Genomic DNA, 15,427 nt, shown 5'->3' on the forward strand with positions numbered 1-15,427 from the left:
GGGCCACCTGGTTGTCCGTACCCTGGGGGAATGCGAACGCCCCTGCTGCTGGACTGTGACACCGGGATTGACGACGCCTTCGCCCTCACCTACCTGGCCTGCAGGCCCGAGGTGGAGATCGTCGGGATCGTCTCCACCGCCGGGAACGTGCCCACCGCAGCGGTGCTGCACAACAACCTGGTGCTCGCGGGGCTGCTCGGTATCGATGCCCCGGTGGCTCGCGGCGCACAGGTGCCGCTCGTGCAGGAGCTGATGACCGCGGAGGACACCCACGGGCCGACGGGCCTGGGCCACGCCCAGCTGCCCGAGCCGACGAGGACGGCCGATCCCCGCACCGGCGCACAGCTGTGGGTCGAGGCTGCCCGGGCGCACCCGGGGGAGCTGGTGGGCCTGGTGCTCGGCCCGCACACGAACCTGGCGCTGGCGCTCGAGATCGAGCCGGAGCTGCCGCACCTGCTGAAGCGCCTGCACGTGATGGGCGGGGCGATCAACCATCGTGGCAACACCGGGGCCACCTCGGAGTGGAACGTGGCCGTCGATCCCGAGGCCGCTCAGCGGGTACTGGCCGCCTTCAGCGCCGCGCCCACCAGGCCGGTGATGGCGGGGCTGGACACCACCGAAGCGGTGCGCTTCCGCCAGCCCGAGCTCGATGCGGTCGAGGCTCTGGGCGATCACCCGGTGGTGGGGATCCTGGCCGATGCACTGCGGTTCTACTTCGAGTTCCATCAGGCCGACGGCTTCGGCTGGAGCGCCCACGTGCACGACCCGCTGGTCGCGGCCCACGCCGTCACCGGCCGCTTCCTTCAGACCACGGCACTGCCGGTGGACGTGGAGCTGGCCGGGACCCTCACCCGGGGACAGACGGTGGCCGACCCCTTGGGCCGCTGGGGGCGGGAGCCGAACGTCGACGTCGCGACCTCGGCCAATGCGCCTGCCTTCATCGCCCACCTGCTGGAGACTCTGCGGCAGGGACTCCACGGACGCTCCGAAGACTGTCGGTGATCAGCCGCCCAGCTGTTGGATCTCCACCTCGAAGCAGCGCCGGGGTGCCTTCTCGCCCCGCGCCGGGCGCCAGCCCACGCAGTGGGTGGTGCCGGCCTCGGGACCGTCCTCGTAGGCCACCAGGACGGTGCCGGGCAGCGTGACCGGTGCATCGAAGGATACGTCCCAGCGCAGCGGCCGGGACAGGTCCACGCGGGCCTCGGTGAAGGCCCGGGAGGCGGTGTACATGCCGTGGGCGATGGCCTTGGGGAACCCGAACGCCTTCGCTGACAGGCCCGACATGTGGATCGGGTTCACGTCCCCGGAGACCTCCGCGTACCGGCGACCCACGTCGGCTGCGAGGCTCCACCGGGCGGTGGGCCGCGGCGGCTCGAACTCACGCGAGGAACGCTCGGTCGAAGCGGGGACGCTGTGCTGGGTGCTGCCCTTGCCGCTGCCGCGCGTCCCGCCCTCCTCTCCGCTGCCCTTGGCGAGGTACGTGGACACGTCGGTGGCGATGATCTGGCCGTCCTGGGACAGGATCGTGGAGACCGCCTCGAAGGTGTGGCCCTTGCGATGGGGACGCAGCTCCCTCACCCGGCACTCCACGTCCACCAGCTCCCCCACCGCGACCGGCCGGTGCTGCAGCAGGGAGTTGCGCAGGTGCACCAGGCCCAGCAGCGGGAAGGGGAAGTCGCCGCGTGCCATGAGGGCCAGGGACACGGGGAAGGCCAGCACGTGCAGCACGCCTGGGTGCACGTTCTCGGTGGCCGGGCCGCCCATCAGGTGGTCGAAGTCGGCGGCGCGGGAGGCGTCGATGCGCACCTTCCGCACCCGGTAGGCGGTGCTCGGCAGTGCGAGCTCGCAACGCCTCGCGCCCCCTCCGCGGCGGGGCAGCAGGGCCGCCGCGTACACCGCCGGGAAGGAGGGCACGTCGGTCAGGTCCTTGATCCGCTCGCCGGGCTGGGAGGTGGTGGTCAGGCCGTTCACCCCGGTCACCGCCCCACGATGTTCTGGCCGCACACGCGCAAGGTCTGGCCCTGGATGCCGCCGGCCTCGGCGGAGGACAGGAAACCGATCGCCTCGGCCACGTCCACCGGCAGGCCGCCCTGCTGCAGGGAGTTCACCCGGCGGGCCACCTCGCGGTTGATGGCGGGCATGCGGGCGGTCATCTCGGTCTCGATGAACCCTGGCGCCACCGCGTTGGCGGTGCCGCCCTGCTCCGCCAGGCGCGAGGACAGGGCATCCACGAAGGCCATCACGCCGGCCTTGGAGGTGGCGTAGTTGGTCTGGCCGCGGTTGCCGGCGATGCCGCTGGTGGAGGCCAGGGACACCACGCGGGGCTGCGCGCCCAGCACGTCACCGGCGTCGATCAGGGCGTTCGTGAGGGTGATCTGACTGGTGATGTTCACGCCGATCACGGGGTCCCAGCGGTCCGGGGTCATGTTGGCGAACAGTTTGTCGCGGGTGATGCCGGCGTTCAGGACCAGCACGTCCAGGGTCAGGGAGTGCTCGCGCAGGAACTGCACCAGGCGCTCACCGGCGCCGTCGGAGGTGACGTCCAGCTGGATCGGCACGGCGCGCAGCTCGTTGGCCAGGCGCGAGAGCTCGGTACCGGCGGCGGGGACGTCGAGCACCACCAGGTGGGCGCCGTCGGCCGCGAGGGTGCGGGCGATCGCCGCGCCGATGCCACGCGCGGCACCGGTGACCAGGGCAGTGCGGCCGGCGAGTGGCTGGGCGCTGTCCTCGGTGAGGGTGCCGGCTGCGGTGGTGACCTCCAGGAACTGGCCGGTGACGAAGGCGCTGCGGGCCGACAGCAGGAACCGCAGGGCACCGATCACCCCTGGGGCGTCCAGGGCGACGCCGTCGGCCGCGAGGATGCCGTTGGCGGTGCCACCGGAGCGCATCTCGTGGGCCAGGGAGCGGGTGAAGCCCTCGATGCCGCCGCGGGTAGCGTCCCGCCCCGGGTCCTGGCCGGTGGCGGGACGGGAGACAGCGACCACACGGGCACCGGGGGCGAGGGTGCGCATCGCCCCGGCCAGCGGCAGCAGCACGGGGCCCAGCTGGTCGGGTGCGTCGACCTCGTCGAGCACGACGACCACGGAGCCCACGCGGCGCAGCTCCTCGAAGCGGCGGCGCACGTCGGCACCCCAGGACAGCAGCAGCTGGGCGACCTGATCGGCGCCGGCGGAGTCGCCGAGCACGACGACGGGGCCCAGCACGGGCTCGGGTCGGTCCTCGCGGCGCAGCAGGCGGGCGGGGCGGGGCAGTCCGGTGCGCTTGGCGATCATGGCACCGGGGGTGGAGCGGACGAAGCGGGTGTAGGCGTCAGCCATGGGGTCCTCCCGGACGAGAAGTGGGCGACAGATCAGGGGGTGACGGACTCGAGCAGGGCCACGGAGCCCTGGCCGGCGGCCGCGCACACGGAGATCAGGCCGCGCTGGGGGCGTCCGGTCTCCAGGGCGCGCTGGTGCAGCAGCTTGGCGAGGGTGGCCACGATGCGGCCGCCGGTGGCGGCGAAGGGATGGCCGGCCGCGAGCGAGGAGCCGGCCACGTTCAGGCGGCTGCGGTCGATCGACCCCAACGGAGCGGAGCGCCCGAGCTTCTCGCGGCAGAACTCCTCGGACTCCCAGGCGGCCAGCGTGGCCAGCACGGTGGAGGCGAAGGCCTCGTGGATCTCGTACAGGTCCACGTCCTGCAGGGTCATGCCGTTGGCGTCCAGCAGCTCGGGCACCGCGTAGGCGGGGGCCATCAGCAGACCCTCCTCGCCGTGCACGAAGTCCACGGCGCTGATACGGGCGTCGACCACGCGGGCCAGCGGCGTGAGGCCGTGCTCGGCGGCCCAGTCGGCGCTGCCCATCAGCACCGCGGAGGCGCCGTCGCTGAGCGGGGTGGAGTTGCCGGCGGTCATGGTGGGCTCGGCGACCTGCGGGGACTTCACGCCGAAGACGGGCTTCAGCGAGGCGAGCTTCTCCATGCTGGAATCAGCTCGCAGGTTCTGGTCCTTGCCCAGGCCCCGGTATCCGGTGACCAGATCGTCCAGGAAGCCTGCCTCGTAGGCGGCGGCGAGGTTGCGGTGGGAGGCGAGTGCCAGCTCGTCCTGGGCCTCGCGGCTCACGCCCCACTGCGCGGCGGTCAGCGCCATGTGCTCACCCATGGACAGTCCGGTGCGGGGCTCACTGTTGCGCGGGGGCATGGGGGCCAGGTCCCCGGGGCGGATGCCTGCGAGTGCCTTCAGGCGCTGCACGGGGGTCTTCGCGGCGAAGGCACGGTGCAGGGTGCGGCGCAGCCGCGGGGTGACCTCGATCGGGGAGTCGGAGGCGGAGTCGACGCCGCAGGCGATGGCGGAGTCGATCTGGCCCAGCTGGATCCGGTTGGACACGTGCACCACGGACTCCAGTCCGGTGGCGCAGGCGCGACCCATGTCGATCGCGGGGGTGCGGGGGTCCAGGGGGGTGCCCAGCGCGCTCTCGCGGGTGAGGTTCAGATCGGCGGCGAGCTTCAGCACGGCACCTCCGGCGATCTCACCGAGCTTCTCCCCCTGCAGGCCGAAGCGGGCCACCAGGCCGTCCAGGGCTGCGGTGAGCAGGTCCTGGTTGGAGATCCCGGCGTAGGGACCGCCGGCGCGGGCGAAGGGGATCCGGTTGCCGCCCAGGACCAGTGCCTCGCGGGGCAGTTCGCGGGCAGCGGGAGCGCCCGGGGTGGTCGGGGCGGCGGACGTGGTGGCGGGGGCTGCGGGGTGGGACTCTGACACGGGGCACCTCTTCGTGGACTGTGCGTGGCTCGACTGTTCGCGGGGTCTCCCGCAGGTTCGTCTGAGGGTTCTTCCGCGAGGGACTTTACATGGAACCGTCGGTACTTGATACTCTAGGTTTCGTGAACGCGATGACGCAAGCCCCCGTCGACGGCCGGTCGGCCCGCTGGGCCCAGCACCGAGAGCAGCGCCGTGCCGAGCTGCTGGACGTGGCCCGGAAGCTCATCCACGTCCAAGGGCCCGACGTGACCATGGAGGAGATCGCCGCGGCCTCGGGCACCTCCAAGTCGATCGTCTACCGCTACTTCACCGACAAGGCCCAGCTCCAGCGGGCCCTGGGTCGCAGCATCCTGTCCACCATGCACCGCCGGCTCGTCGACGAGCTGACGGCGCTCGAATCCGGTTCCGGGCGCAGGCCCGAACCGGAGGAGCGCATCCGCGCCATGATCCGCGCCTACGTCGAGACGGCGCAGCGCTCCCCCGGCGTGTACCGCTTCGTCACCCGCCCCAGCGACGGCCTGGGGCACTTCCTGGAGTCCGTCTCCCGCCTGGTCACCACCTTCCTGCCGCCCCAGGTCCCCTCGCCCGAGCTGTGGGCGCACGGGGCCGTGGGGTTCGTGGAGCGCTCGGTGGACAGGTGGATGGCCCAGCAGGAAACCCATACCGACGGCGAAGGAACGGCTCCGATCACCTCGGAGTCCCTCGTCGACCACCTCGTCACCTGGCTCATGAAGGGAATGCAGCGATGACCGCTACCGCAGACCGCTCCGAACGAGAGGTCGCCGGGGACACCCCGGCCCTGATCCCCACCCCCACCGGCGCCGACACCATCACCACCGAAGGCGCACCCGAGCAGACGGACACCCAGGGCACCGATGCCCCGGGCACCACCGCCTCCGCCACCCCCACCGGCCCCATCCCCGTGGTGCCCGAGGGCGGCGCCCGCCTCGACGTGGCCGCCGTGTCCCAGGCGCTGAAGGGACGCTGGGCCGAGTCCCGCGACGTGGCCCGCGAGCGCGCCGCCCGCCCCGAGCTGCACAAGCCCTACGACGTGAGCGTGGCCGAGCACCGTGCCCGCGTGCTGGAGCAGATGCACCTGCTGGTGGCCGACGACGCCTCCCACAAGATGCTCCCCGAGCACCTGGGCGGCCCCAATGACAACGGCGGCAACGTCGCGGCCTTCGAGGAGCTGGTGGTCGCCGACCCGTCCCTGCAGATCAAGGCCGGCGTGCAGTGGGGCCTGTTCACAGCCGCCATCATCCAGCTGGGCAACGAAGAGCAGCACCGCACCTGGGTGCCGGACGCGATGAGCCTCCAGATCCCCGGCGCCTTCGCGATGACCGAGATCGGCCACGGCTCCGACGTGCAGTCCCTGGCCACCACCGCCACCTACGACGAGGGCACCCAGGAATGGGTGATCCACACCCCGTTCCGCGCCGCCTGGAAGGACTACCTGGGCAACGCCGCCCTGCACGCCCGGGCCGCCACCGTGTTCGCCCGGCTCATCACCCAGGGCGTGGACCACGGCGTGCACTGCTTCTACGTGCCGGTGCGTGACGAGGAGGGGAAGCTGCTGCCGGGCATCTCCTCGGAGGACGACGGCCCCAAGGGCGGCCTGAACGGCATCGACAACGGTCGCCTGGCCTTCGACCAGGTGCGCATCCCCCGCACCAACCTGCTGAACCGCTACGGGGATGTGGCCGAGGACGGCACCTACACCTCCCCCATCGAATCCCCCGGGCGCCGCTTCTTCACCATGCTGGGCACCCTGGTGCAGGGGCGGGTGTCCCTGGACGGCGCCGCGAACCGCGCCTCCCAGCTGGCGCTGCACATCGCCATCACCTACGCCACCCAGCGCCGCCAGTTCACCGCCGCCGATCCCACGCGGGAGATGGTGCTGCTGGACTACCAGAGCCACCTGCAGCGCCTGATGCCGAAGCTTGCCGCCACCTACGCCGGTGCCTTCGCCCACGAGCAGCTGCTGCAGGCCTTCGACGACGTGTTCTCCGGCCGGGGGGACACCCCTGAGGCCCGCGAGGACCTCGAGACGATGGCCGCCGCGCTCAAGCCCACCTCCACCCGCCTGGCCCTGGACACCGTCCAGGAATGCCGCGAGGCCTGCGGTGGGGCCGGGTTCATGGCCGAGAACCAGCTGGTGGGCCTGCACCAGGACCTTGACGTGTACGCCACCTTCGAGGGCGACAACACAGTGCTGCTGCAGCTGGTGGCCAAGCGCCTGCTGAGCGACTACACCTCGGAGCTGAAGAACATCGACCGCGCCGGGATCGGCCGGTTCATCGCCCAGCGCGCCGAGGTGCTGGCCAAGCGCCACACCCCCTGGACCCGCCTGGCCCAGGACCTCAGCGACCGCGGCAACTCCAAGCGCGCCTTCGACACCATGCGCTCGGCCGACTTCCAGGAGGAGATGCTCGCGGACCGCGCCCGGGTGAAGGTGGAGGAGGTGGCGCTGTCCATGCGCCCCGCCGCCCGGATGAGCCCTGCCGATGCCGCAGCCCACGTGAACAAGCACCAGGTGGAGATGCTGGACGCGGCCCGCGCCCACGCCGAGCTGGTGCTGTGGCGGGCCTTCACCGCCGGCATCGAGGCGCTCGAGGACGAGGACTCCCGCACCGTGCTCACCGACGTGCGGGACCTGTTCGGCCTGGACCGCATCAACGCCGACCTCGCCTGGTTCCTGCTCAACGGTCAGATCTCCGCCCAGCGCGGGCGCCAGATCACCTCGGACCTGCGCCGCCTGCTGTGGCGACTGCGCCCCCACGCACTGGACCTGGTGGCTGCCTTCGACGTGCGCCCCGGGCATGTGCGGGCCCCGATCGCCCTGGGCGGGGAGCAGGAGCGGCAGGACGAAGCGGCCGCCTACCATCGCGCACAGCGGGCCAGCAGCGACACCCCGGTCAGCGAGAAGGTACTGCGCGACCGAGCGCAGAAGGAGAAGCGGGCACAGAAGAAGTAGCGCGCAGTTCACTGAGCACCGCCCGGCACGGTCGGATGATCCCCGACGGTGCTGGGCGGTGCCCCTCGCGGGGCCGGCCGATCGTAGACTGGGACAGCTGCGCCAGGACCCGCCGGCGCCCTCGTGACGAACGGACCCGATCCCGCGATGACCGCTGCGAACTCCCACGCCCCCGCTGATCCCACACCGGGAGCACCCGGGCAGACCGACACCGTCGAGCACGCTGCTTCCACCCCCGAGGTGGAGCTGCCCTACGCCGAGCTCGGGCTGAAGGACGACGAGTACGCGCGCATCCGCGAGATCCTGGGCCGCCGCCCCACCGCGGCAGAGCTGGCCATGTACTCGGTGATGTGGTCCGAGCACTGCTCCTACAAGTCCTCCAAGAAGCACCTGCGCCGCTTCGGCGAGCGCACCACCGAGGCGATGCGGGAGCACATGCTGGTGGGCATGGGCGAGAACGCCGGCGTGGTGGACATCGGCGACGGCTGGGCAGTGACCTTCAAGGTCGAGTCCCACAACCACCCCAGCTACGTCGAGCCCCACCAGGGCGCCGCCACCGGCGTGGGCGGCATCGTGCGCGACATCATCTCCATGGGCGCCCGGCCCGTGGCCGTCATGGACCAGTTGCGCTTCGGCGCGATCGACCACCCCGACACCGCCCGCGTGGTCCACGGCGTGGTCGCCGGCATCGGCGGGTACGGGAACTCGCTGGGCCTGCCCAACATCGGGGGGGAGACGGTGTTCGATGCCACCTACCAGACCAATCCCCTGGTCAACGCCCTGTGCCTGGGCGTGCTGCGGCATGAGGACATCCACCTGGCCTCCGCGACCGGGCCGGGCAACCAGGTGGTGCTGTTCGGTGCCCGCACCGGTGGTGACGGCATCGGCGGCGCGTCCATCCTAGCCTCGGAGACCTTCGAGGAGGACGGCCCCGCCAAGCGCCCCAGCGTGCAGGTGGGCGACCCGTTCATGGAGAAGCTGCTGATCGAGTGCTGCCTGGAGCTGTTCGCCGCCGGCGCCGTGGAGGGCATCCAAGACCTGGGCGCCGCCGGCATCTCCTGCGCCACCAGTGAGCTGGCCGCCAACGGCGGCTCCGGCATGCGCATCGACCTGGAGAACGTTCTGCTGCGGGACCCCACCCTGAACGCCGGGGAGATCCTGATGAGCGAGTCCCAGGAGCGGATGATGGCCGTGGTGCGGCCCGAGCGCCTGGAAGAGTTCCGCGGGATCTGCGAGCGCTGGGACGTGGAGATGTCCGTGATCGGTGAGGTCACCGGCGACGGCCGCCTGGTGATCGACCACCACGGCCACCGCATCGTGGACGTGGACCCGGCCACCGTGGCCGTGGACTCCCCCGTCTACGACCGCCCCTACGCCCGGCCCGACTGGCAGGACGCCCTGCAGGCCGACGGCGCCGAGGCCCTCGAGCGTCCCCAGGACGCCGCAGGCATCGCCGATCACCTGCGCCGACTGGTGGCCTCCCCCAACCTGGCCTCCGCCGCCTGGGTCACCGACCAGTACGACCGCTACGTGGGCGGCAACGCCGCACTGGCGATGCCGGACGACGCCGGGGTGGTGCGGGTGGACGAGAGCACCGGTCGCGGGGTGGCCCTGGCCACCGACGCCAACGGCCGCTATGCCGAGCTGGACCCCCGCACGGGTGCGCAGCTGGCCCTCGCGGAGGCCTACCGCAACGTGGCCACCGTGGGCGCGCGGCCGCTCGCGGTCACCGACTGCCTGAACTTCGGCTCCCCCGAGGACCCGGGCCCGATGTGGCAGCTGGTCGAGGCGATCGAGGGCCTGTCCGAGGCCTGCCAGGTGCTGGGCGTCCCGGTGACCGGCGGCAACGTGTCCCTGTACAACTCCACCGGGGAGCCCGGGGTGCAGGGCTCAGCGATCCACCCCACGCCCGTGGTGGGTGTGCTCGGCGTGCTCGACGACGTGTCCCTGCGCACCCCGTCGGGGTGGCGCGAGCCGGGGCAGCCCGTGCTGCTGCTGGGGACCACCCGTGAGGAGCTGTCCGGCTCGGCGTGGGCCGATGTGGTCCACTCCCACCTGGGCGGCATGCCACCGGTCGTCGACCTCGAGGCCGAGCGGTCCCTCGCCGAGGTGCTGATCGGCGCCTCCCGCGAGCAGCTGGCCGCAGCCGCGCACGACCTGTCCGAGGGCGGCCTCGCGCAGTCCCTGGTCGAGGCCTGCACCCGCTTCGGGATGGGAGCGCGCATCGATCTGGCCGAGCTGCTGGAGCGGGACGGGGTGGACCTCGCCACCGCGCTGTTCTCCGAGTCTGAATATTCGCCTCGCTGGGGTCCGCTGATCGAGGGTTCGGGTGCCACGTCGCTGCCGTAGCGGTGGCGTCGTTCGGGACCACCAGTGGTGTCGTTGGGGCCGCTCTGTCTACGCTCCTTCCGCCGTGTGTATAGGGCACGCGGCGGAAGGAGCAATCTGGAATGGTACGGAAGATCAGGGCGAAGCTGGTGCTCCAGCTGCGCGCAGAAGGTCTGTCGGGGCGAGCGATTTCGTCCTCGCAGGGCATGTCCCGCAAGTCCGTGAGGGCGGTGTTCGAGGCCGCTGACGCTGCAGGGATCGGGTGGGGCGATATCGCGGACGTCGCCGATGAGCAGGTGTATGCCCGGTTGTTCCCGGGCCGGGGCGAGCACGAGAGCGTGTTCGCACAGCCGGACTGGGAACAGGTCCATCGAGAGATGGCCAGGGTCGGCGTGACGCTGAAGCTGTTGCACGGCGAGTACTTCGACGCGACCACGGCGGCTGGGGATCCGGCGATGGGGTATGACCGGTTTTGCCGCACCTACCAGCACCACGTCATGGTCACCGGTGCCGCTTCGAGAGTCGGTCACAAGGCCGGCCAGAGCGTGGAGGTCGACTGGTCCGGCCCCACGATGGAGCTGGCCGATCCGGTCACCGGCGAGGTCTCGAAGGTGTTCTTGTTCGTTGCCTGCCTGCCTTTTTCTCGTTACGCGTTCTGCTTCCCGGCGCTGGATATGCGCCAGGAGTCCTGGCTGCGAGCGCACGTAGCGATGTTCGAGGCGCTGGGCGGGACGGTCCCGAGGATCGTTCCGGACAACCTCAAGACCGGTGTGGTGAAGCACCCCCGCGAGGGCGAGATCGTCCTGAACGATGCGTATCGCGAGATGGCAGCGCATTACTCGGCGGCGGTGCTCCCGGGGAGGGTGCGGAAACCGAAAGACAAGGCGAGCGTGGAGAACACCGTCGCGCACGTCGCGACCTGGGTCATCGCCGGGCTGCGGGATCAGCGATTCACGTCCCTGCCCGAACTTGCAGCCGCCATCGGGCAGCGGATGGAGGCCTATAACGCGGAGCCGTTCCAGAAGCGGCCCGGATCCCGCGCCAGCGTGTTCGACGCGGAGGAGCGGCCGCTGCTGACGCCGCTGCCGGCGGTGCCCTACGAGATCTCGACATGGCACTACGGACGACGAGTGGGCAGGAACGGGCACGTCACGTTCGCGCGGAACTTCTACTCCGCGCCGTTCGCGCACATCGGCGCGAAGGTCGATCTGCGCATCACGGCCCGGACGCTGGAGATCTATCAGGGCAGCCAGCGACTGACCAGTCACCTGCTGCTCCCGGAGACCGCGAGCAATGAGTACCGCACCAACGACGCGGACCTACCTGCGGGCGAGCGTTTCCAGGCCTGGGACGCGCAGAGGGTGCGGGCGTGGGCAGATCGGGTCGGGCCGGCCACGGTGATCGTGATCCAGCGGATCTTCGAGTCCGTGCCGATCGTGGAACAGGGCCTGGATCCCGCGTTGGCGGTGCTACGGCTCTCTCGCCGCTTCTCCGTAGATCGGGTCGAGGCGGCCTGCGCACTCGCGCTGACGGGACGGGTCCGTTCACCGCGCTATGCGCATCTGCACCCGATCTTGGCCACCGGGCAGGACAAGGTCGCCGCCCTGCGTCCACCCCGCGAGGAACCCGCGGAAGACGGCGGATACGTCCGTGGCGCCGACTACTACGCCGGAGGTGTCCGGTGAGCGTGATCGATAACGACACGAAGCGGAAGCTGCGCGAGATGGGCGCGACCGCGCTGCTGGACGCGATCGATGCCCAGGATGAGGCTCACGTGCTGGGGATGTCGTTCCAGGAACGGCTCCAGCTGATCGTGGACGAGGCGCATTCCATCTTCAATCATGGAAAGGTCGAGGGTCTGATCCGCCGGGCGGGGCTGCGTTATCCCGGAGCGGACCTGCGGCGGCTGGATCTGGTCGAGGAACGGGGACTGAACCGGAACGTGATCGCGCAACTGGCAACCTGCTCCTTCATCCAGCGGCAACAGAACGTGGTCTTCCAGGGCTTCACCGGCTCAGGGAAGTCCTACCTCGGCTGCGCGCTGGCGAAGCAGGCCTGCCAGCACCGGCTCCGAGCCCACTACATCCGAATGCCCGACCTCGAAGAGGCCTGGGCCCTGGCAAAGGACAAGCCGCAGGGCCAGACGAAGTTCCTGCGGAAGTACTCCACGTTCTCGCTGCTGGTGATCGACGAGTGGCTGCTGGACCATCCTGACGAGGGAATGCGTTCGATGCTGCTGGAACTGCTCGAGCGCCGCTATGACACCGGCTCGACCGTGTTCTGCACCCAGTACCCGAAGAAGGACTGGCACGCCCGGCTCGGTGGAGCAGTCCACGCCGATGCGATCATGGACCGCATCGTGCACAACACAATCTGGATCGACACCGGCGACAGGAACATGCGAGAACACACCGCACTGCCCCAGTGACCCGATGCCGGCGGGAGCCAGTGGTCCCCACCGCGGCGGCTACTGGCCCCCGTCGGCACGATCGGCGGTCCCCAAGAGCAAGATTCGGTGGCTCCCACGACTACGAATACTCAAGCGCCGCTATGACACCGGCTCGACCGTGTTCTGCACCCAGTACCCGAAGAAGGACTGGCACGCCCGGCTCGGTGGAGCAGTCCACGCCGATGCGATCATGGACCGCATCGTGCACAACACAATCTGGATCGACACCGGCGACAGGAACATGCGAGAACACACCGCACTGCCCCAGTGACCCGATGCCGGCGGGAGCCAGTGGTCCCCACCGCGGCGGCTACTGGCCCCCGTCGGCACGATCGGCGGTCCCCAAGAGCAAGATTCGGTGGCTCCCACGACTACGAATACTCACCGAGTCCCAGGCCCGCGCTGTCGTGGCCGTGGACGCAACGCAGGAAGAGGCACTGCGGGCCCTCGCAGCCGAGCACGGCGTTCCCGTGGCGCGCATCGGCGCCACCGGTGGTGACGAGCTCGAGATCGACGGTGTGGCCTCGTTCCCCGTCACCGAGCTGCGGGACCTGCGGGAGGGAACCCTGCCGCGGCACTTCGGCTGAGCAGGAAGAGCAGCGGCCCGGCTCCCGTCAGGGGGCCGGGCCGCTGCCGTCGATACCGTGACCGGTCAGATCGTCGCGTAGACCGGCTCGGCATCACCGAGGCGGAGTTCGAGGGTGGCCTCACCGGGAGCGAGCTCAGTGCGCTGCATGCCGAAGGTGAGGTCCGCTTCCCATCCCTCCCCCATCGCGAGCGTCAGTTCGGGCAGCCGTGCGGGCTCGGAGACCTCGTCCTGGAGGAGCAGGGACACCGTCACTGCCGAGAGCCCGAGCGGCTCCGGGCCGTCGGAGGTGACCATGAGGTGGACGACCACGCCTTGCTCCGTGATCTCCCGCAGGTAGCCGAACGCGGTGCAACCGGTGTCCTCGCCCTGCAGGATCACCTGTGTGTCCACCGGGACGGCCGTGTCCTCCTCGGTGGGTTCGGGCAGATCCGGTTCGGTCTCGGGCTGCGGCGGATCCAGTACCTCGGGGGCGGGGTCGGCGAGCGTATCGGTGGCCACCGGATCGGGCGGGCCGGGGTCCGTGAGCGGGCGTTCGGCGGGAACTCCTGGACGCGCGGGCTGTGTCATGGGTTCGTCCTCCTGCTCGATGCCATCAGACGAAGGGTCGCTTGATGGTGGGCTTGACGGTGTAGTAGCCGTTGTGCGGTTGGCGGGAGTAGTTCAGGTGCGACGTCCGCGTGCTCCAGGACTCGATCATGCGCCCGTTGCCCAGGTACAGCGTCACGTGGGTGACCGGTGCGTTCGCCGTGCGCCCGTAGAAGATGAAGTCACCGCGCCGCCGTTCCGCCAGGGGGAACGACGCCAGTCGCTTGTCCCCGTAGAGCTGCTGGCTGGTGCGGTACGTGGGCTCCGCGTGCTTGACCACGTTGATGGGCTGCGGGTCGAGACCGGCTGCGTACAGTCCCTGCAGCAGCAGCCCCGAGCAGTCGAACCCCGCGACCGAGGTGTTGGACCATCCCGCACCTCCCCACGTGTAGGGGGTGCCCAGCTGACGCTCGCAGAAGCGGATCATCGCCTCGATCCGCTCGTTGCGCGACGCGTTGCTCCTCACCGCCACCGGGGTGCGCCATGCGTCCATGTCGAAGGGGTACTCCGGGGCGAGACGGCGCCATGTCTGCGGACCGACGATGCCGTCGGCGGTGAGCCGGTTGCGGCGCTGGAAGGCGCGCACGGCGTCTTCCGTGCCGAGGTCGTAGGTCTGTCGGGAGCCGGTGCGGTGCACGCCCAGCTTCTTCTGGATGATGCGCACCCGGGTCCCGTTCCAACCACGGCGGATCGTCACCCCGCCTCGGACCGACGTGATCTGCTTGACCGGACCGTGGCGGTTCTCCGGCGGGTTCCAGCCCGAGTAGTAGGTGCGGAACCCTCCCTCGAAGTCCTGCCTCCAGCCAGCGCCGAAGGAGCGCTCATTGCCGGTGGGGAAGCCCAGTCGGCCGGTGGCTCCTCCCTGTCCCAGGTACTCGGTGAGCAGCCCACCGCCCACCGTGCGGCTACCGGTGCGGCTGCTGTACAGCACGAGACCACCTGCGAAGTCCTGCTGGAATCCGCGGGCACCGCTCTTGCCGGAGATCACCGCCCGCTCGTTCCCCTTCGGCGATCCCAGCCGGCCCCAGATCCCTCCGGCCGCCCAGTACGCCTGGGCGATGGCACCCTGGACCCTGATCCCCTTGCCGAAGGCGCCGCCATTGGAGTAACGGTAGAAGAGCGCCGCGATCGCGTCGCGGAGGATCGGCTGCATGGGCCGGAAGGTGTTGTCGTCCCACCCCAGCATGTAGCCGACGTTCCGCGCCCAGGCGATCTCCTTGCGGAAGACGTAGGAGGAGGGCACGTCCTTGAAGGCCGCCGATCCGCCGACGGCTGGTGACCCGGAGAGCCTGTACAGCACCACCACGGCCTGATCGCGCTGCATCGGCACCATGGGACGGAAGGTGCCGTCGTTCCAGCCGCGCAGGATCCCTCCGTCCTGGCACCAGGTGATCTCCTTGTAGAACGTCGTCGTCGGCGTGACGTCGCGGAACGGGGACACCGCAGGCGGTGTGAAAGCGGGTTCACCAGCCAGGCGGTACAGGAATGCGGCCATCTCTGCCCGGCGAGCCGGCTCGTACGGACGGAAGGTGCCGTCCGACCAACCTCGGCTGATGCCCTGGTCCGCCATCCATTGGATCTCGCGCGCGAAGGGCTGGCTCCGGGGGACGTCGATGAAACCGGCGGCGAGGGCCGGTGCCTGTCCGACGATGAGTCCGGACCCGGCAATGGCCGCCCCGATCCCGATCAGTCCGCGCCTGCTGGGCGTGCTCTCCTGCGAATCTCCGACCACGCGTGCTCCTTAGTCCAGGGCATCTGATCCTGCAT

General features: G+C 70.4%; 12 protein-coding genes and 1 pseudogene. 8 read left to right on the forward strand and 5 right to left on the reverse strand.

Annotated elements, in window-relative coordinates; all coding sequences use genetic code 11:
* The first annotated feature begins 30 nt into the window (after positions 1-30).
* Positions 31-1,002, forward strand: coding sequence for a nucleoside hydrolase (locus JOD52_RS12085; RefSeq protein ID WP_204410229.1), 972 nt, complete (start codon positions 31-33; stop codon positions 1,000-1,002).
* Here the strand turns inward: JOD52_RS12085 and JOD52_RS12090 are convergent, their stop codons facing one another.
* Genes JOD52_RS12090 through JOD52_RS12100 form a run of 3 tightly spaced genes read right to left on the reverse strand, consistent with a single transcriptional unit; the run spans position 1,003 to position 4,735 of the window.
* Positions 1,003-1,980, reverse strand: a complete 978-nt coding sequence (locus JOD52_RS12090; protein WP_204410231.1) for a MaoC/PaaZ C-terminal domain-containing protein — start codon at positions 1,978-1,980, stop codon at positions 1,003-1,005. It lies immediately after the preceding gene.
* Entirely contained in the window at positions 1,977-3,317 is a 1,341-nt protein-coding gene (locus JOD52_RS12095; RefSeq protein ID WP_204410233.1) for a 3-oxoacyl-ACP reductase, read from the reverse strand. Before JOD52_RS12095 ends, JOD52_RS12090 begins: the two co-directional genes overlap by 4 nt.
* Before the next feature lie 32 nt (positions 3,318-3,349).
* Entirely contained in the window at positions 3,350-4,735 is a 1,386-nt protein-coding gene (locus JOD52_RS12100) for an acetyl-CoA C-acetyltransferase (RefSeq protein ID WP_017824552.1), read from the reverse strand.
* Between the two features lie 131 nt (positions 4,736-4,866).
* Here JOD52_RS12100 and JOD52_RS12105 point away from each other — a divergent pair, with 131 nt between their 5' ends.
* The 7 genes and pseudogenes from JOD52_RS12105 (at position 4,867) to JOD52_RS12135 (ending at position 13,073) form a co-directional block, all read left to right on the forward strand.
* Positions 4,867-5,484: a TetR/AcrR family transcriptional regulator gene (locus JOD52_RS12105; RefSeq protein WP_237738751.1), complete on the forward strand. Its 618-nt coding sequence runs from the start codon at positions 4,867-4,869 to the stop codon at positions 5,482-5,484.
* Positions 5,481-7,709 carry an acyl-CoA dehydrogenase family protein gene (locus JOD52_RS12110; protein WP_204410235.1) on the forward strand — a complete coding sequence of 743 codons (2,229 nt, stop codon included), beginning with the start codon at positions 5,481-5,483 and terminating at the stop codon, positions 7,707-7,709. Before JOD52_RS12105 ends, JOD52_RS12110 begins: the two co-directional genes overlap by 4 nt.
* A gap of 147 nt (positions 7,710-7,856) precedes the next feature.
* The gene (gene purL / locus JOD52_RS12115) at positions 7,857-10,058 is read left to right on the forward strand and encodes a phosphoribosylformylglycinamidine synthase subunit PurL (protein ID WP_239551886.1); all 2,202 of its coding nucleotides are present in this window, start codon (positions 7,857-7,859) and stop codon (positions 10,056-10,058) included.
* A gap of 101 nt (positions 10,059-10,159) precedes the next feature.
* Complete coding sequence (gene istA, locus JOD52_RS12120) at positions 10,160-11,722, forward strand: IS21 family transposase (RefSeq protein ID WP_204408388.1); 1,563 nt, start codon at positions 10,160-10,162, stop codon at positions 11,720-11,722.
* Positions 11,719-12,465 (forward strand): ATP-binding protein, encoded by a 747-nt coding sequence (locus JOD52_RS12125; protein ID WP_338124028.1) that lies wholly within the window; start codon positions 11,719-11,721, stop codon positions 12,463-12,465. The genes istA and JOD52_RS12125 overlap by 4 nt, the downstream gene beginning before the upstream one ends.
* A gap of 100 nt (positions 12,466-12,565) precedes the next feature.
* Positions 12,566-12,757, forward strand: a pseudogene (locus tag JOD52_RS17535) (ATP-binding protein); the annotation flags it as partial.
* Between the two features lie 4 nt (positions 12,758-12,761).
* Positions 12,762-13,073 carry a hypothetical protein gene (locus JOD52_RS12135; RefSeq protein WP_204410239.1) on the forward strand — a complete coding sequence of 104 codons (312 nt, stop codon included), beginning with the start codon at positions 12,762-12,764 and terminating at the stop codon, positions 13,071-13,073.
* Between the two features lie 65 nt (positions 13,074-13,138).
* On the opposite strand, the gene JOD52_RS12140 is transcribed toward JOD52_RS12135, so the two are convergent.
* Positions 13,139-13,642, reverse strand: coding sequence for a hypothetical protein (locus JOD52_RS12140; RefSeq protein ID WP_204410241.1), 504 nt, complete (start codon positions 13,640-13,642; stop codon positions 13,139-13,141).
* Positions 13,643-13,667: 25 nt separating this feature from the next.
* Entirely contained in the window at positions 13,668-15,392 is a 1,725-nt protein-coding gene (locus JOD52_RS12145) for an S-layer homology domain-containing protein (RefSeq protein ID WP_204410243.1), read from the reverse strand.
* Positions 15,393-15,427 lie beyond the last annotated feature (35 nt).

Source organism: Brachybacterium muris (assembly GCF_016907455.1).
Lineage (GTDB): Bacteria > Actinomycetota > Actinomycetes > Actinomycetales > Dermabacteraceae > Brachybacterium > Brachybacterium muris.

What these genes read in the sequence shown, in the direction of transcription:
- JOD52_RS12085 (WP_204410229.1), top strand. Translation starts at nt 31, where the DNA reads ATGCGAACGCCCCTGCTGCTGGACTGTGACACCGGGATTGACGACGCC.
- JOD52_RS12095 (WP_204410233.1), bottom strand. Translation starts at nt 3,317, where the DNA reads ATGGCTGACGCCTACACCCGCTTCGTCCGCTCCACCCCCGGTGCCATG.
- JOD52_RS12105 (WP_237738751.1), top strand. Translation starts at nt 4,867, where the DNA reads ATGACGCAAGCCCCCGTCGACGGCCGGTCGGCCCGCTGGGCCCAGCAC.
- JOD52_RS12110 (WP_204410235.1), top strand. Translation starts at nt 5,481, where the DNA reads ATGACCGCTACCGCAGACCGCTCCGAACGAGAGGTCGCCGGGGACACC.
- purL (WP_239551886.1), top strand. Translation starts at nt 7,857, where the DNA reads ATGACCGCTGCGAACTCCCACGCCCCCGCTGATCCCACACCGGGAGCA.
- istA (WP_204408388.1), top strand. Translation starts at nt 10,160, where the DNA reads ATGGTACGGAAGATCAGGGCGAAGCTGGTGCTCCAGCTGCGCGCAGAA.
- JOD52_RS12135 (WP_204410239.1), top strand. Translation starts at nt 12,762, where the DNA reads ATGCCGGCGGGAGCCAGTGGTCCCCACCGCGGCGGCTACTGGCCCCCG.
- JOD52_RS12140 (WP_204410241.1), bottom strand. Translation starts at nt 13,642, where the DNA reads ATGACACAGCCCGCGCGTCCAGGAGTTCCCGCCGAACGCCCGCTCACG.